The sequence below is a fragment of the Trinickia terrae genome, from assembly GCF_005144415.1.
Taxonomy (GTDB): Bacteria; Pseudomonadota; Gammaproteobacteria; order Burkholderiales; family Burkholderiaceae; genus Trinickia_A; species Trinickia_A terrae.
On record NZ_SWJE01000003.1, the window covers coordinates 26570 to 51570 of the forward strand.

The 25001-nt window shown below is 66.5% G+C and carries 26 protein-coding genes and 1 riboswitch; of the genes, 22 read left to right on the top strand and 4 right to left on the bottom strand.

What is annotated here, in order from left to right; all coding sequences use genetic code 11:
- The first annotated feature begins 82 nt into the window (after window positions 1-82).
- Both FAZ69_RS05320 and thpR read left to right on the top strand, forming a co-directional pair.
- A complete protein-coding gene (locus FAZ69_RS05320; RefSeq protein ID WP_136892916.1) occupies window positions 83-1549 on the top strand; it encodes a glutamate synthase subunit beta in 1467 nt (488 codons plus the stop codon).
- A 253-nt stretch (window positions 1550-1802) separates the two neighbouring features.
- Window positions 1803-2342 (top strand): RNA 2',3'-cyclic phosphodiesterase, encoded by a 540-nt coding sequence (thpR, locus tag FAZ69_RS05325; protein ID WP_255451515.1) that lies wholly within the window; start codon window positions 1803-1805, stop codon window positions 2340-2342.
- A gap of 68 nt (window positions 2343-2410) precedes the next feature.
- Here the strand turns inward: thpR and FAZ69_RS05330 are convergent, their stop codons facing one another.
- The 4 genes from FAZ69_RS05330 to FAZ69_RS05345 form a co-directional block, all read right to left on the bottom strand.
- A complete protein-coding gene (locus FAZ69_RS05330; protein ID WP_136892917.1) occupies window positions 2411-3679 on the bottom strand; it encodes a D-amino acid dehydrogenase in 1269 nt (422 codons plus the stop codon).
- Window positions 3680-3727: 48 nt separating this feature from the next.
- The gene (locus FAZ69_RS05335; RefSeq protein ID WP_136892918.1) at window positions 3728-4990 is read right to left on the bottom strand and encodes an MFS transporter; all 1263 of its coding nucleotides are present in this window, start codon (window positions 4988-4990) and stop codon (window positions 3728-3730) included.
- A 181-nt stretch (window positions 4991-5171) separates the two neighbouring features.
- Entirely contained in the window at window positions 5172-6005 is an 834-nt protein-coding gene (locus tag FAZ69_RS05340; RefSeq protein ID WP_136892919.1) for an SDR family NAD(P)-dependent oxidoreductase, read from the bottom strand.
- Window positions 6002-7762 (bottom strand): ABC transporter ATP-binding protein/permease, encoded by a 1761-nt coding sequence (locus tag FAZ69_RS05345; RefSeq protein ID WP_136892920.1) that lies wholly within the window; start codon window positions 7760-7762, stop codon window positions 6002-6004. The genes FAZ69_RS05340 and FAZ69_RS05345 overlap by 4 nt, the downstream gene beginning before the upstream one ends.
- Window positions 7763-8110: 348 nt before the next feature.
- Window positions 8111-8227: riboswitch (TPP riboswitch) on the top strand.
- Window positions 8228-8357: 130 nt separating this feature from the next.
- On the opposite strand from FAZ69_RS05345, the gene FAZ69_RS05350 reads away from it, so the two are divergent.
- The 20 genes from FAZ69_RS05350 (at window position 8358) to hisH (ending at window position 24960) form a co-directional block, all read left to right on the top strand.
- Window positions 8358-9602 (top strand): FAD-dependent oxidoreductase, encoded by a 1245-nt coding sequence (locus FAZ69_RS05350; protein ID WP_136892921.1) that lies wholly within the window; start codon window positions 8358-8360, stop codon window positions 9600-9602.
- Window positions 9603-9631: 29 nt separating this feature from the next.
- Window positions 9632-9829, top strand: coding sequence for a sulfur carrier protein ThiS (thiS, locus tag FAZ69_RS05355; protein WP_136892922.1), 198 nt, complete (start codon window positions 9632-9634; stop codon window positions 9827-9829).
- Window positions 9830-9940: 111 nt separating this feature from the next.
- A complete protein-coding gene (locus tag FAZ69_RS05360) occupies window positions 9941-10756 on the top strand; it encodes a thiazole synthase (protein ID WP_136892923.1) in 816 nt (271 codons plus the stop codon).
- Complete coding sequence (thiE, locus tag FAZ69_RS05365; RefSeq protein WP_136892924.1) at window positions 10753-11859, top strand: thiamine phosphate synthase; 1107 nt, start codon at window positions 10753-10755, stop codon at window positions 11857-11859. Before FAZ69_RS05360 ends, thiE begins: the two co-directional genes overlap by 4 nt.
- 103 nt (window positions 11860-11962) lie before the next feature.
- On the top strand, window positions 11963-12787 hold the full coding sequence (locus FAZ69_RS05370; protein WP_136892925.1) for an ABC transporter ATP-binding protein: 825 nt from the start codon (window positions 11963-11965) through the stop codon (window positions 12785-12787).
- Window positions 12784-13551, top strand: a complete 768-nt coding sequence (gene mlaE / locus FAZ69_RS05375) for a lipid asymmetry maintenance ABC transporter permease subunit MlaE (RefSeq protein WP_136892926.1) — start codon at window positions 12784-12786, stop codon at window positions 13549-13551. The genes FAZ69_RS05370 and mlaE overlap by 4 nt, the downstream gene beginning before the upstream one ends.
- Window positions 13552-13635: 84 nt before the next feature.
- Window positions 13636-14169, top strand: a complete 534-nt coding sequence (gene mlaD / locus FAZ69_RS05380) for an outer membrane lipid asymmetry maintenance protein MlaD (RefSeq protein ID WP_136892927.1) — start codon at window positions 13636-13638, stop codon at window positions 14167-14169.
- Between the two features lie 31 nt (window positions 14170-14200).
- A complete protein-coding gene (locus FAZ69_RS05385; RefSeq protein ID WP_136892928.1) occupies window positions 14201-15166 on the top strand; it encodes an MlaA family lipoprotein in 966 nt (321 codons plus the stop codon).
- A 145-nt stretch (window positions 15167-15311) separates the two neighbouring features.
- Window positions 15312-15944: an MlaC/ttg2D family ABC transporter substrate-binding protein gene (locus FAZ69_RS05390; RefSeq protein WP_136892929.1), complete on the top strand. Its 633-nt coding sequence runs from the start codon at window positions 15312-15314 to the stop codon at window positions 15942-15944.
- Window positions 15938-16243, top strand: a complete 306-nt coding sequence (locus FAZ69_RS05395) for an STAS domain-containing protein (protein WP_439654752.1) — start codon at window positions 15938-15940, stop codon at window positions 16241-16243. Before FAZ69_RS05390 ends, FAZ69_RS05395 begins: the two co-directional genes overlap by 7 nt.
- 182 nt (window positions 16244-16425) lie before the next feature.
- Window positions 16426-17352, top strand: a complete 927-nt coding sequence (locus FAZ69_RS05400) for an ABC transporter ATP-binding protein (protein WP_136892931.1) — start codon at window positions 16426-16428, stop codon at window positions 17350-17352.
- Entirely contained in the window at window positions 17349-18104 is a 756-nt protein-coding gene (locus FAZ69_RS05405) for an ABC transporter permease (RefSeq protein ID WP_136892932.1), read from the top strand. The genes FAZ69_RS05400 and FAZ69_RS05405 overlap by 4 nt, the downstream gene beginning before the upstream one ends.
- A 26-nt stretch (window positions 18105-18130) precedes the next feature.
- The gene (locus FAZ69_RS05410; RefSeq protein ID WP_136892933.1) at window positions 18131-18370 is read left to right on the top strand and encodes a BolA family protein; all 240 of its coding nucleotides are present in this window, start codon (window positions 18131-18133) and stop codon (window positions 18368-18370) included.
- 105 nt (window positions 18371-18475) lie between these two features.
- Complete coding sequence (gene murA / locus FAZ69_RS05415) at window positions 18476-19738, top strand: UDP-N-acetylglucosamine 1-carboxyvinyltransferase (RefSeq protein WP_439654749.1); 1263 nt, start codon at window positions 18476-18478, stop codon at window positions 19736-19738.
- Complete coding sequence (gene hisG / locus FAZ69_RS05420; protein ID WP_136892935.1) at window positions 19735-20406, top strand: ATP phosphoribosyltransferase; 672 nt, start codon at window positions 19735-19737, stop codon at window positions 20404-20406. The genes murA and hisG overlap by 4 nt, the downstream gene beginning before the upstream one ends.
- A gap of 38 nt (window positions 20407-20444) precedes the next feature.
- Entirely contained in the window at window positions 20445-21767 is a 1323-nt protein-coding gene (gene hisD, locus FAZ69_RS05425) for a histidinol dehydrogenase (protein ID WP_136892936.1), read from the top strand.
- Between the two features lie 96 nt (window positions 21768-21863).
- Window positions 21864-22934: a histidinol-phosphate transaminase gene (hisC, locus tag FAZ69_RS05430; RefSeq protein ID WP_136892937.1), complete on the top strand. Its 1071-nt coding sequence runs from the start codon at window positions 21864-21866 to the stop codon at window positions 22932-22934.
- A 96-nt stretch (window positions 22935-23030) separates the two neighbouring features.
- Window positions 23031-23618 (top strand): imidazoleglycerol-phosphate dehydratase HisB, encoded by a 588-nt coding sequence (gene hisB / locus FAZ69_RS05435; RefSeq protein WP_136892938.1) that lies wholly within the window; start codon window positions 23031-23033, stop codon window positions 23616-23618.
- Window positions 23619-23701: 83 nt separating this feature from the next.
- Window positions 23702-24322: a YchE family NAAT transporter gene (locus FAZ69_RS05440; RefSeq protein WP_136892939.1), complete on the top strand. Its 621-nt coding sequence runs from the start codon at window positions 23702-23704 to the stop codon at window positions 24320-24322.
- A complete protein-coding gene (gene hisH, locus FAZ69_RS05445) occupies window positions 24319-24960 on the top strand; it encodes an imidazole glycerol phosphate synthase subunit HisH (protein WP_136892940.1) in 642 nt (213 codons plus the stop codon). The genes FAZ69_RS05440 and hisH overlap by 4 nt, the downstream gene beginning before the upstream one ends.
- The last annotated feature ends 41 nt before the right edge of the window (window positions 24961-25001 follow it).

Below are 25001 nucleotides of genomic sequence, written 5' to 3' on the forward strand. Positions count from 1 at the left end.
CGCCAGCGATTTTCGAAGCACCCGCCGCGAACGCGCGGCGGGCGCCGATCCCCTTACCGATACAGAGATAGATGAGAACCCCATGGGCAAGGCAACCGGTTTTCTCGAGTACGAACGCCGCCACGAGGCGTATGAAGTACCGCTCACGCGAGTGAAGCACTACAAGGAATTCGTGTCGGCGCTGGCCGACGACGAAGCGAAGATCCAGGGCGCGCGTTGCATGGACTGCGGCATTCCGTTCTGCAACAACGGCTGCCCGGTCAACAACATCATTCCGGACTTCAACGATCTGGTGTTCCATCAGGATTGGAAGCACGCGATCGAAGTTCTGCATTCCACCAACAACTTCCCCGAGTTCACGGGCCGCATCTGCCCGGCGCCGTGCGAAGCGGCGTGCACGCTCGGCATCAATGCGGACCCGGTCGGCATCAAGTCGATCGAGCACGCGATCATCGACAAAGCGTGGGCCGAAGGCTGGGTCGCGCCGCAGCCGCCGAAGCACAAGACGGGCAAGAAGGTCGCCGTGGTCGGCTCCGGCCCCGCGGGTCTCGCCGTCGCGCAGCAGCTCGCGCGCGCCGGGCATGACGTGACGGTGTTCGAGAAGAACGACCGCATCGGCGGCCTGCTGCGCTACGGCATCCCCGACTTCAAGCTCGAGAAGTGGCTGATCGACCGCCGCATGCGCCAGATGGAGGCCGAAGGCGTGACGTTCCGTGCGAGCGTGTTCGTCGGCAAGGATCCGCTTCCCGCGCACATCGGCAACACGGCCAAGGAAACCATCACGCCGGCCGAGCTGAAAGAGCAGTTCGACGCCGTCGTGATCGCGGGCGGCTCGGAAACGCCGCGCGACCTGCCGGCGCCGGGCCGTGAGCTCGCGGGCATCCATTACGCCATGGAGTTCCTGCCGCAGCAGAACAAGGTCAACGCCGGCGACAAGGTCCCCGACCAGTTGCTCGCGAAGGGCAAGCACGTCGTCGTGATCGGCGGCGGCGATACGGGCTCGGATTGCGTCGGCACGTCGAACCGCCACGGCGCGAAGAGCGTTACTCAGTTCGAGCTGCTGCCGCAGCCGCCCGAGGAAGAGAACAAGCCGCTCGTGTGGCCGTACTGGCCGATCAAGCTGCGCACGTCGTCCTCGCACGAGGAAGGCTGCGAGCGCGACTGGTCGGTGGCGACCAAGCGCTTCGAAGGCAAGAACGGCAAGGTCGACAAGCTGATCGCGGCGCGCGTCGAGTGGAAGGACGGCAAGATGCAGGAAGTGCCGGGCTCCGAGTTCGAGATGAAGGCCGATCTCGTGCTGCTCGCGATGGGCTTCACGCAGCCGGTTTCGCCGGTGCTCGAGGCGTTTGGCGTCGACAAGGACCCGCGCGGAAACGTGCGCGCTTCGACCGAGGGCGATCGCGCGTACTACACGTCGGTCGACGGCGTGTTCACCGCAGGTGACATGCGCCGCGGCCAGTCGCTCGTCGTCTGGGCGATTCGCGAAGGCCGCCAGTGCGCGCGTTCGGTCGATGCTTACCTGATGGGGCAGTCGGATTTGCCGCGCTGATTCGCGGCGCGCGTTGCCGTGTAAGCAAGGCGAGGCGTTCTTGGGGACGCCCGCCGGTTCAGGTTGCAGGGCTGGGTGGAGACGCGAAGTAGCACGATAAAGCGGTAACGAAGGCCGGGCGTCCGCGAGGGCGACCCGGCCTCGTCACATCTGGCGACTGCATGGGAGGTGCCGGCGCAGTACAGTAGGAGGATCGCGCGCGACTGGTGCGCCGGGCTGACCGTGCGCAGCGGACGGACGAACGGAGGCGCCTGTGGACGACGACTGGCAACGCTGCTTCATCGCACTCGCACCCGACGCGGCAACCCGCACGATGCTCTCCGCGCTCCCTTCTCCGCCGATCGCGCGGCGCGTGCCGGTCGATCAGCTGCATCTGACGGTCGCGTTCCTGGGCACGATTTCCGCATGCAAGGGCGGGCTTCTTGGCTATGAGCTACCGTCGCTTGCCGAGGCGCTGCCGGCGTTTCGCCCGGAGCGCATCGAGCACTGGCCGGGGCCGGCGCATCCGCGGCTGACGGTGGCGGTGCTGGCGAAATCCGAGGCGTTGTTCGCGCTCGCCGCGCGTCTCAAGGCGGTGCTGGAGAAGCTGGAGCTGCCAATGGATGACCGCGCGTTCCGTCCGCACATCACGCTCGCGCGGTTTCCGCGCGATGCTTCGGCGCTTTGCGAATTACCGGTGCCGGTGGCGGGCCTGACGGTCCGCTTCGACACGCTCGCGCTGTACTCGAGCACGCTTGCACGGCACGGGGCGCGTTATAGCCAGCTGGCTGTTGCCGCGCTGCCGGGGGACTGAGGCGCCGCAGCACGCAGCAGCGGGCGCAAGCGTGATTCACCGCGCCGCTCGAATGCCGGGGCCTGCCCCTACGCGCGATACCGCGCCAACGTCAGCCCGTCGAGATCGATCTCCGGCTTCGCGCCCGTGACGAGATCCGCGACCACCTTGCCCGAACCCATCGACATCGCCCATCCCGTCGAGCCATGGCCGAGGTTCAGCCACAGCCCGTCGATGCCGCACGGGCCGACGAGCGGCGCGCCATCGGGCGTCATCGGCCGGCGGCCGACCCAGAATTGCGCTGTCGACGGTTTCGCCGCGTGCGGGAACCAGTCGTCGAGCACCTTCATCAGCGTTTGCAGCGCCTGTTCGCGCAGCGTTGCGCGGTGGTCGCCGAGCTCCGCCGTGCCCGCGATGCGCAGGTTCGGGCCGAAGCGCGTGATCGCCGTCTTCAACGATTCGTCCATTAGCGCGGCGCGCGGCGCTTTTTCGTCGTCGACGACGGGCAGCGTCGCCGAATAGCCCTTCACCGGATAGAGCGGAACCTTGACGCCGAGTGACGCAAGCAGATCCGCGCTGTCGACGCCGAGCGCGGTCACGGCTGCATCGGCCGCGAGCGTCTGTTGAGCGCCTTGCCGGTCTTGGATCCGCACGCCGCGCACCTTGCCGCCTTGCACGTCGAGCGCGCGCACGTGCGTGTCGAAGCGAAACCGCACGCCGTTCGCCTCGCAGACGGTGCGCAGCTCGCGCGTAAAGGCCGCGCAATCGCCGGCTTCGTCGTCGGGCAGATAGAGGCCCGCGTACGGCGCTTGCCTGGCCCAGCGCAATCCCGGCTCGATCTGCACGCATTCGGCGCCGCTGACTTCGCGATGCGCGATGCCTGCGTCGCGCAGCACGGCGAGCGAGGGCTGTGCGAGCTCGACGTCGAACTCGCTGCGAAAGAGCTGCAAGTAGCCTTGGCTGCGGCGGTAGTCGAACGAGTGCCGGCTGCGAAACGCGTGGAGGCACGCGCGGCTGTAGTACGCGACGCGCTGCATCCGCTCCTTGTTCACCCGAAAGCGTGCGAGATCGCATTCGCGCAGCCAGCGCGCGATCCAGCGCCATTGCGCGGCGTCGAGCGTGGGCCGGAAGATGAGCGGTGACGCCGGCTTGAACAGGTACTTGAGGATCTTCGCCGGCATGCCGGGCGCGGCCCACGGCGTCACATAGCCGGGCGCGATGACGCCCGCGTTGCCGAAGCTCGTGGCGAGCGCGACGTCCGGCTCGCGTTCGACGACGGTGACGTCGCAGCCTCGTTCGCGCAAGTAAAACGCGGTGGCGACGCCGATTACGCCGCCGCCGAGGACTATCGTTTGCATGATTGGATTACGTGGTGAAGCTTGGGCGAGGCGCGGCCTTGAGCTACCTCAAGGCGCAGGCTCGGGCACCACCGCGAGCGACTTGCCGCGTGTCTCCGGCAGCGCCAACGCCGCGACGATCACGAGCAGGTAGCCGCCGCCGGCGACGAACCCGATCGCCTTGACGAGCGTCATCGATTGCGAGAGCACCCCGACCAAGATCGGGAAGAACGAGCCCAGCCCGCGCCCGAGGTTGTAGCAGAAGCCCTGCCCCGAGCCGCGGATCGAGTTCGGATACAGCTCCGACAGATACGCGCCGACGCCCGCAAAGATTCCCTGCACGACGATGCCGAGCGGAAAGCCGAGCAGCAGCATCGCGCTATCGGTGATCGGCAGCATCGTATAGGTCATGCCGAGCACGAACGAGCCGAGCGCGAACAGGATGAACGATGCGCGGCGGCCGATCTTGTCCGAGAGGATTGCGCCTACGATGTAGCCGCAGAACGAGCCGGCGATCAGTACCACGAGGTAGCCGCTCGTATTGAACACCGACAGATGGCGCACGGTTTTCAGGTAGGTGGGCAGCCACGTGGTGATCGCGTAGTAGCCGCCGAGCATCCCGGTGCACAGCGCGCTTCCGAGGATCGTCGCTCTCAGGTGCGGCCCCGCGAAGATCTCGAGGAAGTGCGAGGTGTCGAGGCCGGCGTCGCGCGCGCGGCGCGTGGCCATATAGATGTCGGGATCGCTCACGTTGCGGCGGATGTAGAGAATCCACAGCGCCGGCGCGATGCCGATCCAGAAGCAGGTGCGCCACGCGTATTGCTCGGGCAAGAGCGCGAAGAACGCCCAATAGAGGATGGCCGCCGCGGCCCAGCCGAACGACCAGCTGCTTTGCACGGTGCCGACCGCTTTCGCGCGATGCTCGGGCGAGCGAATCGTCTCGGCCATCATGATCGTGACGACCGACCATTCTCCGCCGAAGCCGATCCCTTGCAGCGTGCGCGTGACGAGCAACTGCCCGAACGAGTTCGTGAAGCCGGACAGGCAGGTGAAGAGGGCGAAGGTGGCGATCGTCCACTGCAGCACGCGCACCCGGCCGTGGCGATCGGCGAGGATGCCGGCGAGCCAGCCGCCAACCGCCGACGAGATCAGCGAGCTGGTCGCGATCATTCCCGCTTCGCTCTTCGTCATGCCCCAGGCCGCGATCAGCGCGGGGATCAGGAACGAGTAGATCATGAAGTCGAACGCGTCGACCGCATAACCGCCGAACCCGGCGTAGAGCGTGCGTCGCTCACGTGTCGAGAGTTCGGCGAACCATTGGAATGACCGCATGGAGTAGGTCTCCTCCTTATGGAGCGGGTGCGAAGGAGACCCGCCTCGGGTGGCAGGTATTTTACGGCGGGGGTAGACGGGCCTGCCAGTGGACAAAAAGCGAGCGGCAGGCGCGCGCAGCCGGCAATGGTTGCGCGCGCAACTACGGCGGGAATGGTCGGGTGCCGGATTGGCGCGACGTTCAGCCGAGCGTGAGCCCGCCGTCGACGTGAATCACCTGGCCGGTGATATGACGCGCCGCGTCGGAAAGCAGGAACGCGATCAGCGCGGCGACGTCGGCTGGGTCGGCGATGCGCGAGAGCGGCGTGGCCTGCTCCGCGTGCGCCCAGACGGCGGCGTTCTCGGGTGACGGCCCGTGATCCTTGCGCGTATAGCCGGGCGCGACGCAGTTCACGGTGACGCCGTGCGGCGCGAGCTCGGCCGCGGCCGTCTTGACGAGCGACTCGAGCGCGGCCTTCGCGGCGGCGGTCGCGGCAAACGGCGCGTCCGCGCGATAGCGGTGCGCGACGAACGAGCTGACCGCGACCACGCGCGCGCAGCTCGAGGTTTCGAGCGCCGCTGCCGCGCGCTTCACTAGCGCCGCGAAAGCGCCCGGCATCGAGGCGAACGATTCGGCGAGCGTGTCGGCGTCGAGCGAGGCGAGCGTCTGGCGCTGCGCATGCCCCGCGTTGGCGACGAGCTGGTCGAGCGCGCCGAATTTCGCGAGCGCGGTGTGGACGATGTGCTCCGGCGCGCCGCGCTCGGCGAGATCGCCGTGGACCGTGGCGCAGGTCGCGCCGAGCTCCGCGCATTGCGACGCCACCGTGTCGAGGCGCTTGCGCGACTCGGCGTCGGCGCCGCGTGCATGCAGCATCAGCCCGACGCGTGGCGCGGCGATCTGCCGGGCGAGCGCCGCGCCGATGCCGGAGCCGGCGCCCGTGATCAGCGCGACGCGGTCGAACGCGGAGGCGCCGCGGGCTTCAACCGCGGCTTCGGCGAGCGGGCGCTCTCCCGCGGGGCCTCCTGGCGCGTTCATGCGATTGCGCGCTCGCCGGTGCGCTCGATCTCGAGCGTTTCGTCATGGAACGCCGCGAGCGATTCGCGGTGCGCGATGCTCACGATCGCCGCCTTCGGCAGCCGCTCGTTGAAGAGGTGATAGAGACGCGCCTCGTTTTCCGCATCGAGCGCGCTCGTCGCTTCGTCGAGGAACAGGTAGTCGGGCTTGTGCAGCAGCGCGCGCGCGCCGGCGAGGCGCTGCTGCTCGCCGGGCGACATCACGCGCTGCCAGTGCGCGGATTCGGCGAGGCGATCGGCGTAGCCTTCGAGGCGGCAGACCCGCAGCGCCTCGCGGCATTCCTCGTCGCTGAAGGTGTCGGCGGACGAGGGATAGGCGAGCGCCGCCTTCAGCGTGCCGATCGGCAGATAGCTCTGCTGCGGGATGAACATCATGAGTGCGTCGACGGGCGCATCGATTGCCCCGTCGCCGAACGGCCAGAGGCCCGCGAGCGCACGCATCAGCGTGCTCTTGCCCGAGCCCGACGGTCCGCGCACGAGCCAGCGCGAGCCCGGCTTGATGGCGACGCTGCCGATCGTCGTCAGCGCGGTGCCGTTGGGCAGCGCGAGCTTCAGGTCCTCGGTGGTGAGCGCGTTCGAATCGACGTAGTGGAGGTTGATGCCGCCGTGCTCGGTGGCGGGCAGCACGGATTCCTTGAGGTGCGTCGCGCCCATCACGCGCCGGAACTCGCGCAGACGGTTGACGGTGGCGCGCCAGCCGACGAGCGTCGAGTAGCTGTTCATGAACCAGGAGAACGAATCGCTGACGGTGCCGAACGCCGAGGAGATCTGCATCAGCACGCCGAAGGTGAACGCGCCGGCGAAGTAGCGCGGTGAAGCGACGACAATCGGGAAAATGATGGCGATTTGTCCGTAGAAGCTGAGCACGAAGGTGAGCCGCTTCGTGTACTTCATGATGAGCCAGAAGTTCTGTCGGATGCGCTGGAAGGCGTTTCTGGCGTGCGTGGTCTCGGTCGTCATGCCTTGATAGAAGGCGATCTGCTCGGAGTTCTCGCGCACGCGGACCAGGCCGAAACGGAAGTCTGCTTCGACGCGCTGTTGCTGGTAGTTGATCGACACGAGCGGATGGCCGACTTTATGGATCACGAACGAGCCGAGCAATGCGTAGAGCGCCGCCGCCCACACCATGTAGCCGGGAATCGTGATCGGCGTGCCGCCTAGCGTCAGGGAGAGGGCGCCGGCGAGCGACCACAGGATCGTGATGAACGACACGAGCGTGACGACCGTCGACAGCAAGTCGATGGATAGCGCGAGCGTCGTGGTCGCGAGCGAGTCGAGGTCTTCGGTGATCCGCTGGTCGGGGTTGTCGGCGAGGCGGTCGCGCTCGATGCGGTAGAACGTGCGGTCGCCGAGCCATTCCTTCAGGTACTTGTTGGTGAGCCACTGGCGCCAGCGGAAGCCGAGCATCTGGCGCAGGTAGCGGCCATACACGGCGAGGATGATGAACGCGAACGCGAGCATCGTGAAAACCATCAGCAGATGCGGAAAGTGCTGGACGTCTTTCGATTGCAGGGCGTTGTAGAAATCCGCGTTCCACTTGTTGAGGCGGACGTTGATCCACACGACGGTCAGATTCATCGCGATGATCGCAACGAGCAGCCCCCACGCGACCTTCCATTCTTCGGACACCCAAAAGGGCTTGATCAGGCTCCACGCGGAGATCTGGTTCGACTCTCGCGGCACGTTGTCCGGCGAGGTCTTGGAGAGGGTTGGATTCATGAGCATCCCGATGAAGTGCCGGCTCACGGCGAAAAGCGACGCGTGCCACGTGGATCGGCGCGAAACGTCTGATTGTTGCGTGAGCCTCTTAAACGAGTCTTAACGGTCCTGGCAGGCGGGCAAACGAAAGGCGGATGGCGCCGAAATCGAGAGCGCGTCTGCGTTCACGGCATTGTGCCAGACAGTGGCCCCTGTCTTAAAAAAGCGCGATTTCGAATGCGCCACTGGTGTGATGTACCTCTCACAGCGACGGAAAATCCGCTGTGGCGAGCCGTTTTCTTGACCTGGGCGGGAGGGGGCGGGACATTCCCGTTTGCCGCTGTTTCGCCTTTTATGGTCTAATGGCCGACGACGAAACAGGGGTGCTTTGCATGCGGGCGTACGGCAATACCGCGGTGAGGCTGAGAGAGACCCTTTGCACCCGATCCGGGTAATACCGGCGCGGGAAGTTTCCGGAAGTCCTCCGATTTCCATTGGATTTCGATTCCCGCCGGGCCGCGTCCGCCATTCGGACGACGAGAAGCGCCCGGCCGGCCTAACCCGCCGGTTTCGTCCTTGGGTACGCGCGCGTTGCCGTACAGAAAGGATCGATCCGATGAGCGCTCATTCTTCAGTTGTTACTTCACAGGATGCCGATCGGCACGATGGGCAGCCGGATTTCGCCGTGCTTGGCGGCGGGCTGTGCGGGCGTCTGCTTGCCTGGCGCCTGGCGGGCGCGGGGCATCGCGTTGCGCTTTACGAGCGCGGTGATGCAGCGGGCTCAGGCGCGGCCGCCTGGGTCGCGGCAGCGATGCTTGCACCACTCGCCGAAGCGGCAAGCGCCGAGCTGTTGATCACCGAGCTGGGCGCCGCGTCGCTCGATGCATGGCCGGCGCTGCTCGCCGAGCTTCCCGAGCCGGTCTACTTTCAGCGCAACGGCACGCTCGTCGTCTGGCATCACGCGGATCGCGCCGAGGCGTCGCTGTTCGAGCGGCGCGTGCGCGCGAACGCGCCGGCGGCGCTCATCGAAGGCGGCTTCCTCGCACTGCGCGGCGCGCAAGTCGACGAAGCCGAGCCGGCGCTCTCCGGACGCTTCCAGCAGGGCCTGCTGCTGCCGCGCGAAGGGCAGCTCGACAATCGCCAGGTGCTGTCCGCGCTCGCGGCCGGCCTTGCCGAACGCGGCGTGACGACGTATTGGAATACGAGCGTCGACGATCGCGCATTGCCGCGCGCGCGCATCACGATCGACTGCCGCGGCTTGGGCGCGAAGCCGGTGCTTCCCGCATTGCGCGGCATCCGCGGCGAGGTGGCGCGCATCCACGCGCCGGGCATCGGCCTCACGCGGCCGGTGCGGCTTTTGCACCCGCGCTATCCGCTCTACATCGCCCCGAAAGAGCACGACGTCTACGTGATCGGCGCGACCGAGATCGAAGGCGAGGACATGTCGCCCGTCAGCGTGCGCTCGGCGCTCGAGCTGCTGAGCGCCGCGTTTTCCGTGCATCCCAGCTTCGGCGAGGCGCGCATTCTCGAGCTCAATTCGCAGTGCCGGCCGACGCTGCCGGACCATCGCCCGGCGATCACCTGGGACGGTGCGGCGACGCTGTCGGTGAACGGTCTCTACCGGCATGGCTACATGATCGTGCCCGAGGTGAGCGCGTGCGCGGCGCGGCTCGCCGCCGCGCTGCTCGAGGGGCGCATCACGGACACGGACGCCTTCGCCGAGTGGCGCGCGAACGAGCGCTGGGCACCGATGCTCCATCTGCGCGGCGAAGCCAGTCCCCCGCCCCATAGGAAGTCCCCTTGGGGGATTGGGGGATCGAACGAAGAATGCGAGCGGTCGATGCCGCGCGCCGAAGCCTGAACCAGACACCTAGCCAGATTCAAAAAGCCATGGATATCCAGATCAACCAAAAGCCGCTGTCGCTGCCCGAAGGCGCGAGCGTCGCCGACGCGCTCGCCGCCTACGGCGCGCGTCCGCCGTTCGCGGTCGCGGTGAACGGCGATTTCGTCGCGCGCGCTCAGCACGCGATGCGCGCGCTGCAGGCGGGCGACAAGCTCGACGTCGTGCAACCGGTCGCCGGCGGCTGATGCAGATCGCCGTGATTGGCTGTGATTCGCCCCGATTTGCTGTCTGACCAGCCGCGGGATCGACGTTTCTTCGATCCGTTGCGGCCCGTCGCCTGAGCCAAGGACTCTCCGATGACTTCCTCCCTCGCCGCCGACTCGCTCACGCTGTACGGCACCCCCTTCGCAAGCCGCGTGCTGATCGGCACGTCGCGTTATCCGTCGCTGCAGTCGCTGTCCGACTCGATCGCCGCAGCCAAGCCCGGCATGGTCACGGTGGCGCTGCGCCGCCAGATGAACGCGGACACCGCGGAAGCCGGCTTCTTCGACCTGCTCAAGCGCCACGGCGTGCCGCTCCTGCCGAACACGGCCGGCTGCCAGAGCGTCGCCGAGGCGGTGACGACTGCGCAGATGGCGCGCGAAGTCTTCGAAACCGACTGGATCAAGCTCGAGCTGATCGGCGACGACTACACGCTGCAGCCCGATCCGATCGGTCTCGTCGAAGCGGCGGCGAAGCTCGTCAAGGACGGCTTCAAGGTGCTGCCTTACTGCACCGAGGATCTCGTGATCGGCCGGCGCCTGCTCGACGCGGGCTGCGAGGCGCTGATGCCGTGGGGCGCGCCGATCGGCACGGGCAAGGGCGTCGTCAATCCGTACGGCTTGCGCGTGCTGCGCGAGCGTCTGCCCGACGTGCCGCTGATCGTCGATGCCGGGCTCGGCGTGCCGTCGCACGCGTGCCAAGTGATGGAGTGGGGCTTCGACGGCGTGCTTCTGAACACGGCGGTGTCGCAGGCGACGCATCCGAGCGCGATGGCGCACGCTTTTGCGCAGGCGGTCGAGGCCGGGCGCAGCGCCTGGTTGGCCGGGCCGATGGCCGAGCGCGATAGCGCGCAGGCCAGCACGCCGGTGGTCGGCATGCCGTTCTGGCACCACGCGGGAGATGCGGTATGAAAACGCTTTCTTTCTCTGACCGTGAAATATTCTGGCCGCCCGCCGACGAACTTACCGAAGCGGCCGAGCGCATCCGCGCCAGGCTCGGCGACTGGCCGGCCGCCACGGTGCGCTGGCGCATCTGCCTGACCGCGCCCGATGAGCCGCAAGCCGGGGACTTGATTGTCATTGCAGAAGAGAAGGGCGACGCGCCCGGCCACGCCGGAAGCCGCGACGCATGGCTCGTGCAAGGCGCGGGCGTCATCGAAGCCACCGCGGGCGGCGCGACGCTGCGCTTGGGCAGCGCCCGTTACGCGCTGGAAGGCGCGCTCGCCGAGGATTGGCTCGCCGCGCTCGCCGGTTTCCTCGACTGCGGCTTCGATCCGCATGACGCGCTCGTGCTCGCTCTCGCGTGGCGCGACGGCGACGAAACGCGCGCCGACGACGCATGGCCAACCGATCTGGCCCGCTTTCCGCGCATCCGCGGACTGCCCGCCGCGCCCGAGACACCGTTCGGCCGATGTCCCGACCGGCTCGGGCTCTACCCGGTGCTGCCGAGCGCCGACTGGGTCGAGAGCGTGCTGGACATGGGCGTCAAGACGACTCAGCTGCGCCTGAAAAAAGCGTCGCCCGACGTGCTCGCCGCGGAAATCGCGCGCTGCGCCGCGGCGGGCCGCAAGCACGACGCACAGGTTTTCATCAACGACCACTGGCGTGAAGCGGTCGCTGCAGGGGCCTACGGCGTGCATCTGGGCCAGGAAGACGTTCATACCGCCGATCTGGGCGCTATCGCGTCCGCTGGCCTGCGGCTCGGCCTCTCGACGCACGGCTACTACGAGATGCTGACCGCGCTTCACTTCCGGCCCAGCTACATCGCGCTTGGCGCGGTGTTCCCGACCACCACGAAGGTGATGCCGACCGCCCCGCAGGGCCTCGCGCGGCTCGCACGCTACGTGCGGCTCTTCGACGGCGTGGTGCCGCTGGTCGCGATCGGCGGCATCGGCGGCGACGTGCTGACCGACGTGCTGGCGACGGGCGTAGGCAGCGCGGCGGTCGTACGGGCCGTCACGGAAGCCGCCGACCCCGCCGTGGCCGTCGTTGCGTTGCAGCAAAAATTCACGTAATAATCGATTGTCATGATTCCGGTTAAACGGTAGGGGCGCGCAGCGGCAACAATTGCGCGAAGGCCCTATAATTCGCCTTCCGCGTAAAAGGACTGTCAGCTACGTGCCTTCCCCATCCGAGACCCTTCTCGAGCTTCGCAACGTCGACTTCGGCTACAACAACGGCCGGCTCGTCCTGTCGAACCTGAACATGCGCTTTGCGCGCGGCCAGGTGGTGGCGGTCATGGGCGGTTCCGGTTGCGGCAAGACCACGGTGCTGCGGCTGATCGGCGGCCTCGTGCGTGCGCGCCGCGGCGAGGTGCTGTTCCAGGGCCAGAACGTCGGCGCGCAGACGCGCGAAGGCCTCTACGCGCTGCGCCGCAAGATGGGCATGCTGTTCCAGTTCGGCGCGCTCTTCACCGACATGTCGGTGTTCGAGAACGTCGCCTTCGCGCTGCACGAGCACACCGACCTTCCCGAAGAGCTGATCCGCGACCTCGTCCTGATGAAGCTCAACGCCGTCGGCCTGCGCGGCGCGCGCGATCTCGCGCCGTCCGAGATCTCGGGTGGCATGGCGCGGCGCGTGGCGCTCGCCCGGGCGATCGCGCTCGATCCCGAACTCATGATGTACGACGAGCCGTTCGCCGGCCTCGATCCGATCTCGCTCGGCATCACGGCGAACCTGATCCGCACGCTGAACCAGGCGCTCGGCGCGACCTCGATCCTCGTCACGCACGACGTCCCGGAATCGTTCGCGATCGCCGACTATGTCTACTTCCTCGCCAACGGCGCCGTGCTCGCGGAAGGCACGCCGGCGCAATTGCGCGAATCGACCGACCCGACGGTGCGCCAGTTCATCGACGCCGCCCCAGACGGTCCATTCAAGTTTCACTACCCCACTCAAACGTCGCTGGCGGCGGATTTCGGCGTTGGCGGAGGGCACGCATGATCAGCGCTATCGGACGCTGGGTGACTGGCGGCCTCGAGCAGGCCGGGTACGCGACGCGCATGTTCGTGCGCCTCGTGCTCGAGTTCTTCCCGCTCCTGCGCCGGCCGCGCCTTGTCACAAAGCAGATCCACTTCGTCGGTAACTATTCGCTAGTGATCATCGCGGTCTCGGGCCTGTTCGTCGGCTTCGTGCTTGGCCTGCAGGGGTATTACACGCTCAACCGCTACGGCTCCGAGCAGGCGCTGGGCCTCCTGGTCGCGCTGTCGCTCGTGCGCGAGCTCGGGCCGGTCGTCACCGCGCTCCTGTTCGCGGGCCGCGCGGGCACGTCGCTGACCGCCGAGATCGGCCTCATGAAGGCGGGCGAGCAGCTGACGGCGCTCGAAATGATGGCCGTCGATCCGCTCAAGAACGTCATCGCTCCACGCATGTGGGCCGGGATCATCTCGATGCCGATCCTCGCTGCGATCTTCAGCGCGGTCGGCATCTTCGGCGGCTACGTGGTCGGCGTGATCATGATCGGCGTCGACTCGGGTTCGTTCTGGTCGCAGATGCAGGGCGGGGTGGACGTCTGGCGCGATGTCGGCAACGGCGTTATCAAGAGCATCGTGTTCGGTTTCGCGGTGACGTTCGTCGCGCTCTTCCAGGGCTACGAAGCCAAGCCGACGCCGGAAGGCGTCTCGCGCGCGACGACCAAGACGGTCGTCTACGCGTCGCTGGCCGTGCTCGGACTCGATTTCCTGCTGACGGCCTTGATGTTCAGCTAAGCCGGCGTGCGGGTGGAACGAGCGGCGCTTCGAAGCGCGCAGCGTCCGCCGGATGCCGCAGCCATGGTTTCTATTGGGATGACGATGAAAAAGAATGCTCTCGACTTCTGGGTCGGCCTGTTCGTGGTGCTGGGCTTTATCGCGGTGCTGTTCCTCGCGCTGAAGGCCGGCAACATGAGCTCGCTGTCGTTCCAGGCGACCTATCCCGTCAAGCTCAAGTTCGACAACATCGGCGGGCTCAAGGCGCGTGCGCCGGTGAAGAGCGCGGGCGTGGTGGTCGGCCGGGTCGCATCGATCGGCTTCGACACGAACACCTACCAGGCGCTCGTCACAATTGACATCGACAAGCAGTACCCTTTCCCGAAGGACACGTCGGCGAAGATCCTCACGGCGGGCCTGCTCGGCGAGCAGTACATCGGCCTCGATCCGGGCGGCGACAGCGAAATGCTGAAGTCCGGCGACACGATTTCGATGACTCAATCGGCTATCGTGCTCGAGAACGTCATCGGACAGTTTTTATATAGCAAGGCAGCGGATTCGGGTGCGTCGAAGTCCCCGGCATCGTCCGCGCCTGCCGCCGCTCCGGCGCCGGCGCCTGCGTCGGGCGCCGGGGGCTAGGGCTGGCGAGCCAGTTTCAGGAGAACAAGAAATGCAAACCACATGCATCAGAAACGCGGCGCTCGCGCTCGCGGTAGCCGCTTTGGCCGGCTGCGCGACCGTGCAGACGCCGACGAAGGGTGACCCATTCGAGGGCTTCAACCGCACGGTGTTCACGTTCAACGACACCGTCGATACCTACGCGCTCAAGCCGGCCGCGAAGGGCTATCAATGGGCGGTGCCGCAGCCGGTGCGCACGAGCGTCACGAACTTCTTCTCGAACATCGGCGATGTCTACATCGCGGCGAACAACCTGTTGCAATTGAAGATCGCCGACGGCGTCGGCGACATCATGCGCTTCACGATCAACACGGTGTTCGGCGTGGGCGGCCTGTTCGACGTCGCGACGCTCGCCAAGCTGCCGAAGCACACGGCCGACATGGGCTTGACGCTCGGCCACTACGGCGTGCCGCCGGGCCCGTACCTCGTGCTGCCGCTGTTCGGCCCGAGCACTGCGCGCGATGCGGTCGGGCTGATCGGGGACTACTTCGGCAACCCGTTAACGTACGTCGAGCCGTCGTCGGTCAGCTGGGCGCTGTACGGCGTGAACCTGATCAACACGCGCGCCAACCTGCTGCAGACCGGCGACGTGCTGAGCGGCGCCGCGCTGGACAAATACTCGTTCATCCGTAATGCGTATTTGCAGCGCCGCCAGTACCTGATCTCGGACGGCAATGCCAATGCGGCCTTGCCGAACTACGACCAGTCGCTGCCGAATTACGGCGCAGAAGGCGCCGCGGCGGCAGCCCCGGCTTCGGGGGCGGCTGCCGCACAGGCCGCGTCGAGCGCCGGGGCGGCAAACGCGGTGCCGGCGGCAGCCGCATCGGGCGCTTCGGGTGTCGAGGCGACCACGCCGGCAACGCCCGGTGGCCCGGACGGGGGGGCTCAGCAAGTGCCAGCGCAGCAGTACGTGCCGCCGTCGCAGGGCGTACCGTCGCTGCACCTGCACTTGCCGTGACCGGCAAGCAACCTCGGCGTGAGACGCGGATAATGCGCAGGTAACAGTTCGAGACAAAATTCACCGTTTCGCGCTAGGCAAACCGCTGAACTCACGCCAAGCTGGGGGCTCCAACGCTAGCATTCTTATTCATCCAAGGCAGATGATGAAAAAATTTTTCCTGATTTCTCTCTTCACCGCGTTTTTTTCCTTCGGTGGCGTGGCGTTCGCGCAAACCGTCGATACCAACTCGCCTGACGGCATGGTCAAGACCGTCACGCAGCAGGTCCTCGACACCATCAAGTCCGATCCGACGATCAAGAACGGCGACATCAACCGCGTGACGCAGCTCGTCAACGAGAAGATCCTGCCCTACATCGATTTTCGCCGCACGACGATGCTCGCCACGGGCCGCGCCTGGCGCACGGCGACGCCGCAGCAGCAGGACCAACTGGTCGAGCAGTTCAAGATGCTGCTGATCCGCACCTACGCCGGCGCGCTCTCGCAAGTGCGCGATCAACAGATCCAGTACAAGCCGTTCCGCGCGAATCCCGACGACACCGACGTCGTCGTGCGCTCGGTCGTGATGGGCAGCGGCCAGCCGATCGAGCTCGACTATCGCCTGTACAAGACGCCGCAAGGCTGGCGTGTCTACGACCTGAACGTGCTCGGCGCGTGGCTGATCCAGACGTATCAGCAGCAGTTCAACGAGAAGATTCAGCAAAGCGGCGTCGACGGGCTGATCCAGTTCCTCACGCAGCGCAACCAGCAGCTTGCCGCAGGCAAGCAAGCATCGTGAGCCGCTTCAGTACGGGCACGACGCTGACCCACGCGAGCGCGAAGGCGGCGCTTGCGGCGGGGCTCAATGAGATCGGCGGCGGCGCGGCCGGCGTCGATTGCGCGCCGCTCACGCAATTCGATTCCTCCGCGCTCGCCGTCCTGCTCGCGTGGCAGCGCGCCGCGCAGGCGCGCGGCACGGTTCTCGATATCGTCAATCTTCCTGCCGGCCTTGCGAGTCTCGCGCAAGCCTACGGCGTCGACACCCTGCTGTCGGCCCGGCATCGACCCTCGCTCGACACCGCTCCTGCGCCGCTTTGACGCCCGCTTTGACGCCCGCTTGCCGCCGCGAGCGCGGCTTCGCGGTCTCGGCGGCAAAAGCCGGCTTCGGCCGACTTGTCCTATAATCAAACGTTTTTTGGGGCATTCAACCGGCCCCAATTCCGTTCCCGCTTTCACCTGTTCGCACCTGATAGGCGCCGCCGCTCGGGCCGCGCATACCCATGTCAGCCATAGAAATCCGTAACGTCAAGAAGCGCTACAAGGATCTGCAAGCGCTCAAGGGCGTCAGCTTTTCAGTCGAGGACGGCGAGTTTTTCGGCCTGCTCGGACCGAACGGCGCGGGCAAAACGACGCTCATCAGCATCCTGGCCGGTCTCGCGCGCGCCGACGAAGGCAGCATCGCGGTGCGCGGACACGATGTCGTCAGCGATTTCCGCCGCGCGCGGCGCGCGCTCGGCGTCGTGCCGCAGGAGCTCGTGTTCGATCCTTTCTTCACGGTGCGGGAGACGCTGCGCATCCAGTCGGGCTACTTCGGCCTCAATCGCAACGACGACTGGATCGACGAAGTGATGGCGAACCTCGATCTCACCGAGAAGGCCGACGCGAACATGCGCGCGCTCTCGGGCGGGATGAAGCGCCGCGTGCTGGTCGCGCAGGCGCTCGTGCACCGGCCGCCCGTGATCGTGCTCGACGAGCCCACGGCCGGCGTCGACGTCGAATTGAGGCAGACGCTCTGGAAGTTCATCTCGCGCCTGAACCGCGAAGGCCACACGATCGTGCTGACCACGCACTACCTCGAAGAAGCCGAATCTCTGTGCGACCGCATCGCGATGCTGCGGCGGGGCGAGGTCGTGGCGCTCGAACGCACGAGCGCGCTGTTGCAGCGCTTCGCCGGCATGCAGCTTTTCATCCGTTTCGCGACGGGCGTCCTGCCGGCCGAGCTGCGCGGCCTCGAGGTCGATCCGGCCGCGGCCGGCGCGCGTCAGTACCTCTTGCGCTTGACGAGCTATGACGACGTCGAGCGCATCCTCGCGCAATGCCGCGCCGCCGGCTGCACGTTCGAAGAAATCGAAGTCCGCAAGGCCGATCTCGAAGATGTCTTCGTGCAGGTCATGAACGGGCCGGAAGTGGTCGAGGGGCTTGCATGAGCGGTTTCCGTACGCTGTTCTACAAAGAAATCCTGCGCTTCTGGAAGGTGTCGTTCCAGACGGTGCTGGCGCCCGTCGTCACCGCGCTGCTCTACCTGACGATCTTCGGCCACGCGCTCTCCGGGCATGTCGAGGTCTACCCCGGCGTCGAGTACACGAGCTTCCTGATCCCCGGCCTCGTGATGATGAGCGTGCTGCAGAACGCGTTCGCCAACAGCTCGTCGTCGCTGATCCAATCGAAGATCACCGGCAACCTCGTGTTCGTGCTGCTGCCGCCGCTCGGGCATTGGGAGATGTTCAGCGCCTACGTGCTGGCCGCGGTCGTGCGCGGGCTCAGCGTCGGGCTCGGTGTGTTCGTCGTGACGATCTGGTTCGTTCCGATGAGCTTCGCGGCGCCGCTCTACATCATTGCGTTCGCGGTGCTCGGCTCGGCGATTCTCGGCACGCTGGGGCTCATCGCCGGCATCTGGGCCGAGAAGTTCGACCAGCTCGCCGCGTTCCAGAACTTCCTGATCATGCCGCTCACGTTCCTCTCGGGCGTGTTCTATTCGACGCATACGCTGCCGCCCGTGTGGCGCGAGGTGTCGCGGCTCAATCCGTTTTTCTACATGATCGACGGCTTTCGCTTCGGGTTCTTCGGGCTGTCGGATATCGATCCGCTAGTGAGCCTCGCGATCGTCGGCGGTTTCTTCGTGGTGCTGGCTGTGATCGCGATGCGGCTGCTCGCGTCCGGCTACAAGCTGCGTCACTGAATAGCGTCATAGAGAAGGAGCATTCCATGTTGCCGACTCCCGAACAGGTCAAGCAATACATCGAAGCCGGCCTCGCGTGCCAGCACCTCGAAGTCGAAGGCGACGGCCAGCATTTCTTCGCGACCATCGTCTCCGATGCGTTCGAAGGCAAGCGGCTGATCCAACGGCATCAACTCGTCTACGCGGCGCTCGGCGAGCGCATGCGTGAAGAAATCCACGCGCTCAGCATGAAAACGCTGACGCCCGCCGAATGGCAACCCGCATAATCTGCAACTGGAAAGCTAGTGCGCATTACTCAAGACTCCCGCGACGCCGCGAGCGGCGCCGCGACGGCAAACCCGGCCGCTGATCGGGCACCCCAAGGACCAGGCATGGACAAATTCGTGATCGAAGGCGGTCAGCGGCTCGCAGGAGAAATCGGCGTGTCGGGAGCGAAGAATGCGGCGCTGCCGATTCTGTGCGCCGGCCTCTTGACGGCCGACCCGGTCCATCTCGACAACGTGCCCGACCTGCAGGACGTGCGCACCACGCTCAAGCTGCTCAGCCAGATGGGCGTGCGTGCCGAATCCGCCGCGGGCCGTGTGCTGCTCGACGCCTCGAAGGTCGACAACCTCGTCGCGCCGTACGAGCTCGTGAAGACGATGCGCGCGTCGATCCTCGTGCTGGGGCCGCTCGTCGCGCGCTTTGGCGAGGCGAAGGTGTCGCTGCCGGGCGGCTGCGCGATCGGCGCGCGTCCCGTCGATCAGCACATCAAGGGCCTGCAGGCGATGGGCGCCGAGATCAACATCGAGCACGGCTTCGTCGAGGCGCGCGCGAAGCGCCTGAAGGGTGCGCGCATCGTGACGGACATGGTCACCGTCACCGGCACCGAGAACCTGCTGATGGCCGCGGTGCTCGCCGAGGGCGAGACCGTGATCGAGAACGCCGCGCGTGAGCCGGAAGTGGGCGACCTCGCCCACCTGCTCGTGGCGATGGGGGCGAAGATCGACGGCATCGGCACCGACCGCCTCGTGATCCAGGGCGTCGACAAGCTGCACGGCGCGACGCACACCGTGGTTCCCGACCGCATCGAAGCGGGCACGTTCCTGTGCGCGGTCGCGGCGGCGGGCGGCGACGTCACGTTGCGCCGCGTGCGTCCGACGACGCTCGAAGCGGTGACGATGAAGCTGCGCGAAGCGGGCGTGACGATCGAGGAGGGCGACGACTGGATGCGCGTGCGCATGAGCCAGCGCCCGAGCGCGGTGAGCTTCCGCACCTCCGAATACCCGGCGTTCCCGACCGACATGCAAGCGCAGTTCATGGCGCTCAACGCGATCGCGGAAGGCACCTCGCAAGTCGTCGAAACGATCTTCGAGAACCGCTTCATGCACGTGCAGGAGCTGAACCGCCTCGGCGCGAATATCACGATCGACGGCAAAACGGCGCTCGTGACCGGCGTCGAGCGGCTGTCGGGCGCGAAGGTGATGGCGACCGACCTGCGCGCGTCGGCGAGCCTCGTGATCGCGGGCCTGTGCGCCGACGGCGAAACGCTGGTCGACCGCATCTACCACCTCGATCGCGGCTACGAGCAGATGGAGACGAAGCTGACCGGCGTCGGCGCGAAGGTTCGGCGCGTGTCGGGGAGCCAGGCATGAGTCCGACGAACGCGCCGCTGACGCTCGCGCTCTCGAAGGGCCGCATCTTCGAGGAGACCGTGCCGCTCTTGCAGGCGGCGGGCGTGCAGGTCGCGGAAGACCCTGAAACGTCGCGCAAGCTGATCCTGCCGACGACCGATGCGAACCTGCGCGTCATCATCGTGCGCGCGACCGACGTGCCGACCTACGTCGAATACGGCGCGGCCGATTTCGGCGTGGCGGGCAAGGATGTGTTGCTCGAGCACGGCGGCAGCGGCCTCTACCAGCCGATCGACCTGAACATCGCACGCTGCCGGATGTCGGTGGCTGTGAAGGCGGGCTTCGACTACGCGAACGCGGTGCGCCAGGGCGCGCGCCTGCGCGTCGCCACCAAGTACGTGCAGACCGCGCGCGAGCACTTCGCCGCCAAGGGCGTCCACGTCGACCTCATCAAGCTGTACGGCTCGATGGAGCTCGCGCCGCTCGTCGGCCTCGCCGATGCGATCGTCGACCTGGTCAGCTCGGGCGGCACGCTGCGCGCCAACAACCTTGTCGAGGTCGAGGAGATCATGCAGATCTCGTCGCGCCTCGTCGTGAACCAGGCCGCGCTGAAGCTGAAGCGCGCCGCGCTCAAGCCGTTTCTCGATGCGTTCGAACGCGCATCGCGCGCCGGCTTGGTGGCGGCCTGACGCTCAATCGGGCGCGCCTTACCGAAACGGATATCAGCATGTCTCTCAAGATTCGCAAACTCGACTCCAGCACCGGCGGTTTCCAGGCGGCGCTGCGCGCGGTGCTCGCGTTCGAGGCGAGCGAGGATGAAGCGATCGAGCGCTCGGTCGCCGAGATCCTGGCCGACGTGAAGGCGCGCGGCGACGCGGCCGTGCTCGACTACACGAACCGCTTCGATCGCCTGCAGGCGGCGAGCGTCGCGGCGCTCGAGCTGCCGCATGCCGAGCTGGAAGCGGCGCTCGAAGGGCTCGAGCCGAAGCGCCGCGCGGCGCTCGAAGCGGCGGCGGCGCGCGTGCGCGCGTATCACGAGAAGCAGAAGATCGAATGCGGCAGCCATAGCTGGCAGTACACGGAAGCCGACGGCACGGTGCTCGGCCAGAAGGTGACGCCGCTCGATCGCGCCGGCATCTACGTGCCGGGCGGCAAGGCGGCGTATCCGTCGTCGGTGCTGATGAACGCGATCCCGGCGCGCGTCGCCGGCGTGCGCGAGATCGTCATGGTTGTGCCGACGCCCGACGGCGTGAAGAACGAGCTCGTGCTCGCGGCGGCGCTGCTGGGCGGCGTCGATCGGGTGTTCACGATCGGCGGCGCGCAAGCGGTCGGCGCGCTCGCGTATGGCACCGACGCGATTCCGCAAGTCGACAAGATCTGCGGCCCGGGCAACGCCTACGTCGCGTCGGCGAAGCGCCGCGTGTTCGGCACGGTCGGCATCGACATGATCGCCGGGCCGTCGGAAATCCTCGTGATCTGCGACGGCACGACCGATCCGCGCTGGGTCGCGATGGACCTGTTCTCGCAGGCCGAGCACGACGAGCTCGCGCAATCGATCCTGCTGTGCCCGGACGATGCGTTCATCGCTCGCGTCGAAGAGGCGATCAACGAACTCCTGCCGGCGATGCCGCGCCGCGACGTGATCCAGCAGTCGCTCGAAGGCCGCGGCGCGCTGATCAGGGTGCGCGACATGGCCGAAGCCTGCGCGATCGCCAACGACATCGCGCCCGAGCACCTGGAGATCTCCGCTCTGGATCCGCAGCAATGGGCGCGCGAGATCCGCCACGCGGGCGCGATCTTCCTCGGCCGCTACACGAGCGAAAGCCTCGGCGACTATTGCGCGGGTCCGAACCACGTGCTGCCGACTTCGCGCACGGCGCGTTTTTCGTCGCCGCTCGGCGTCTATGATTTCTTCAAGCGTTCGAGCGTGATCGAAGTCAGCGCCGAGGGCGCGCAGACGCTTGGCGAGATCGCCGCGGAACTCGCGTACGGCGAAGGGCTGCAGGCGCACGCCAGGAGCGCCGAATACCGGATGAAGCAGACCGGCTGACGCTCTGCACAGTAGTCAATAAAAAGAACTCGCTAACCAGGGCGGCCACCAGGGCGCAGCCCTTTGAGCCGGCGCCGGCTGCGCCGGCCTCCGACCATGACGACACCACAAGACATCATTCGCCGCGATGTGCTCTCGATGACGGGCTATCCGGTGCCGGACGCGACGGGCTTCGTGAAGCTCGACGCGATGGAGAACCCTTTTCCGCTGCCCGAGGCGCTTGCGGCGCAGCTCGGCGAGCATCTCGCCGGCGTTGCGCTGAACCGCTATCCGGCGCCGCGGCCGGCTGCGCTGATCGACAAGATCAAGCGCGTGATGCAGGTGCCGGCTGGCTGCGACGTGCTGCTCGGCAACGGCTCGGACGAGATCATCAGCATGATGTCGATGGCCTGCGCGAAGCCGGGCGCCAAGGTGCTCGCGCCGGTGCCGGGCTTCGTGATGTACCAGATGTCGGCCAAGTTCGCGCAGATGGAGTTCGTCGGCGTGCCGCTGAAGGAAGACCTCGCGCTCGATACCGATGCGATGATTGCCGCCATCGCCGAGCACGAGCCGGCGATCGTCTACCTCGCCTATCCGAACAACCCGACCGGCACGCTCTACGGGCAGGAAGAAATGGAGCGCATCATCGCGGCGGCGAACAAGAGCCTCGTCGTGATCGACGAGGCGTACCAGCCTTTCGCGCAGCAAAGCTGGATGCCGCGCGCGGGCGATTTCGACAATGTCGTCGTGATGCGCACGGTGTCGAAGTTGGGGCTCGCGGGCATCCGCCTGGGCTATCTGGCCGGCGCGCCGGCCTGGCTCGCCGAGTTCGACAAGGTGCGCCCGCCCTACAACGTGAACGTGCTCACTCAAGCGACGGCGGATTTCCTGCTCGATCACGTCGACGTGCTCGACGCCCAGGCCGCCGAATTGCGCGCGGAACGCACCAAACTGGCGCATGCGGTCGGCGCCCTGCCGGGCACGACCGTGTTCCCGAGCTCGGGTAACTTCCTGCTCGTGCGCGTGCCGGATGCCGCCGCCACGTTCGATACGCTGCTGACCGCGCGGGTTCTGATCAAAAACGTGAGTAAAATGCACCCATTGCTGGCCAATTGCGTGCGTTTGACCGTCGGCTCTCCCGAAGAAAACGCGCAACTGCTGGCGGCATTGAAGCTCGTGTTGAAATGATTCGAAAGCCGGTTGCGCGCTGATCCACCGAAAGGAAGCGCGGCCGGTATCTGTCCACCCGCATCTCCTATTTTCTTGCTTACTTAGAGGTCCCCCATGCGCGTTGCGGAAGTCGTTCGCAATACCAGCGAAACGCAGATCCGTGTGAAGATCAATCTGGACGGCACCGGCCAGCAGAAGCTCGCCACCGGCGTGCCGTTCCTCGACCACATGCTCGACCAGATCGCGCGGCATGGGTTGATCGATCTGGACATCGAGGCGCATGGCGACCTGCATATCGACGACCACCACACCGTCGAAGACACCGGCATCACGCTCGGCCAGGCCGTCGCGAAGGCGGTCGGCGACAAGAAGGGCATCCGCCGCTACGGCCACGCCTACGTGCCGCTCGACGAGGCGCTCTCACGCGTGGTCATCGATTTCTCGGGCCGTCCGGGCCTCGAATTCCACGTGCCGTTCACGCGCCCGCGCATCGGCAACTTCGATGTCGATTTGTCCATCGAGTTCTTCCGCGGCTTCGTGAACCATGCAGGCGTGACGCTCCATATCGACAACCTGCGCGGGCTCAATGCGCACCACCAGATGGAAACCGTCTTCAAGGCGTTCGGCCGCGCGCTGCGCATGGCCGTCGAGGTGGACGAGCGCGCGGCGGGGCAGATTCCGTCGACCAAGGGCAGTCTCTAAGCGAGCCTCTCTAAGCGAGCCTCTCTAAAACCAAGCAAGAGAACCGGACCGGCGCGCGCTTCCATTCGCGTGCCGGCCTTGCGATGGATCTTCTTAAATCGTTTATTTCGCTGCTGGCGCTGATCAACCCGGTCGGAGCCGTACCGTTCTTCCTGAGCCTGACGTCGCAGCAAACGGACGCCGAGCGGCGCCACACCATCCGTATTGCCTCGATCTCGGTGTTCTGCGTGGTCGCGGTGACGACGCTGCTCGGGCAGCAGATCATCAGCTTCTTCGGCATCTCGGTCGGCTCGCTCGAAGTGGGCGGCGGGATCATCATGCTGCTGATGGCGATCAACATGTTGAACGCGCAGATCGGCAACACGCGCTCGACGCCCGAAGAGCGCGACGAGGCCGAGTCGAAGAACAGCATCGCGGTCGTGCCGCTCGCGATTCCGCTCTTGACCGGGCCGGGCTCGATCAGCACGGTGATCGTCTATGCGGCGAGCTCGCACCATTGGTACGACCGGCTCGGGCTGATCGCGATCGGCGCGATTCTTGCGGCGATCTGCTTTTTTGCGCTGCGGCTTGCCGAGCCGATCGCCCGCTGGGTCGGGCAGACCGGGATCAATATCGGCACGCGGTTGATGGGTTTGATGTTGTCGGCGCTGGCGGTGGAATTCATCGTCGACGGATTGAAGGCGTTGCTGCCTAACTTGAGATGAAAACTTCGATAGCGATTGTGGATTACGGGATGGGCAACCTGCGCTCGGTGGCGCAGGCGCTCAAGAAGGCCGCGCCCGAGGCGGACGTGGCGATCGTCGATAAGCCGGAGGCGATTCGCGCCGCCGACCGCGTCGTGCTGCCCGGTCAGGGCGCGATGCCCGACTGCATGCGCTGTCTGGGCGAGTCGGGGCTGCAGGAGGCGGTGATCGAGGCGTCGAAGACGAAGCCGCTGATGGGCGTGTGCGTCGGCGAGCAGATGCTGTTCGACTGGAGCGCCGAAGGCGATACGCGCGGCCTGGGCCTCTTGCCCGGCAAGGTGCTGCGCTTCGAGCTCGGCGGCAAGCTGCAGGACGACGGCTCGCGCTTCAAGGTCCCGCAGATGGGCTGGAACCGCGTGCGCCAGGCTGCGCCGCACCCGCTCTGGGACGGCGTGCCCGACGGCGGCTTCTTCTACTTCGTGCACAGCTACTACGTGGTGCCGGCCGATGCCGCGCACACGGCGGGCGAGACAGACTACGGCGTCTCCTTTACGTCGGCGGTGGCGCGCGATAATCTTTTCGCGACCCAATTTCACCCCGAAAAGAGCGCTGAAGCGGGGCTGCGCATCTACCGCAACTTCGTTCACTGGAACCCGTGAGTCTCATCCGCTCCTGCCGCCTGCGCGGATTGCACCGTTTT

Bases quoted from the DNA above. Each gene is read 5' to 3' on its own strand.
- hisC (WP_136892937.1), top strand. From the start codon at position 21,864: ATGACGACACCACAAGACATCATTCGCCGCGATGTGCTCTCGATGACG.
- FAZ69_RS05360 (WP_136892923.1), top strand. From the start codon at position 9,941: ATGACTTCCTCCCTCGCCGCCGACTCGCTCACGCTGTACGGCACCCCC.
- mlaD (WP_136892927.1), top strand. From the start codon at position 13,636: ATGAAAAAGAATGCTCTCGACTTCTGGGTCGGCCTGTTCGTGGTGCTG.
- FAZ69_RS05390 (WP_136892929.1), top strand. From the start codon at position 15,312: ATGAAAAAATTTTTCCTGATTTCTCTCTTCACCGCGTTTTTTTCCTTC.
- FAZ69_RS05320 (WP_136892916.1), top strand. From the start codon at position 83: ATGGGCAAGGCAACCGGTTTTCTCGAGTACGAACGCCGCCACGAGGCG.
- hisB (WP_136892938.1), top strand. From the start codon at position 23,031: ATGCGCGTTGCGGAAGTCGTTCGCAATACCAGCGAAACGCAGATCCGT.
- thiS (WP_136892922.1), top strand. From the start codon at position 9,632: ATGGATATCCAGATCAACCAAAAGCCGCTGTCGCTGCCCGAAGGCGCG.
- FAZ69_RS05405 (WP_136892932.1), top strand. From the start codon at position 17,349: ATGAGCGGTTTCCGTACGCTGTTCTACAAAGAAATCCTGCGCTTCTGG.
- FAZ69_RS05340 (WP_136892919.1), bottom strand. From the start codon at position 6,005: ATGAACGCGCCAGGAGGCCCCGCGGGAGAGCGCCCGCTCGCCGAAGCC.
- FAZ69_RS05350 (WP_136892921.1), top strand. From the start codon at position 8,358: ATGAGCGCTCATTCTTCAGTTGTTACTTCACAGGATGCCGATCGGCAC.
- FAZ69_RS05335 (WP_136892918.1), bottom strand. From the start codon at position 4,990: ATGCGGTCATTCCAATGGTTCGCCGAACTCTCGACACGTGAGCGACGC.
- FAZ69_RS05330 (WP_136892917.1), bottom strand. From the start codon at position 3,679: ATGCAAACGATAGTCCTCGGCGGCGGCGTAATCGGCGTCGCCACCGCG.
- FAZ69_RS05440 (WP_136892939.1), top strand. From the start codon at position 23,702: ATGGATCTTCTTAAATCGTTTATTTCGCTGCTGGCGCTGATCAACCCG.
- hisH (WP_136892940.1), top strand. From the start codon at position 24,319: ATGAAAACTTCGATAGCGATTGTGGATTACGGGATGGGCAACCTGCGC.
- mlaE (WP_136892926.1), top strand. From the start codon at position 12,784: ATGATCAGCGCTATCGGACGCTGGGTGACTGGCGGCCTCGAGCAGGCC.
- FAZ69_RS05385 (WP_136892928.1), top strand. From the start codon at position 14,201: ATGCAAACCACATGCATCAGAAACGCGGCGCTCGCGCTCGCGGTAGCC.
- murA (WP_439654749.1), top strand. From the start codon at position 18,476: ATGGACAAATTCGTGATCGAAGGCGGTCAGCGGCTCGCAGGAGAAATC.
- hisD (WP_136892936.1), top strand. From the start codon at position 20,445: ATGTCTCTCAAGATTCGCAAACTCGACTCCAGCACCGGCGGTTTCCAG.
- FAZ69_RS05345 (WP_136892920.1), bottom strand. From the start codon at position 7,762: ATGAATCCAACCCTCTCCAAGACCTCGCCGGACAACGTGCCGCGAGAG.
- thiE (WP_136892924.1), top strand. From the start codon at position 10,753: ATGAAAACGCTTTCTTTCTCTGACCGTGAAATATTCTGGCCGCCCGCC.
- hisG (WP_136892935.1), top strand. From the start codon at position 19,735: ATGAGTCCGACGAACGCGCCGCTGACGCTCGCGCTCTCGAAGGGCCGC.
- FAZ69_RS05400 (WP_136892931.1), top strand. From the start codon at position 16,426: ATGTCAGCCATAGAAATCCGTAACGTCAAGAAGCGCTACAAGGATCTG.
- FAZ69_RS05410 (WP_136892933.1), top strand. From the start codon at position 18,131: ATGTTGCCGACTCCCGAACAGGTCAAGCAATACATCGAAGCCGGCCTC.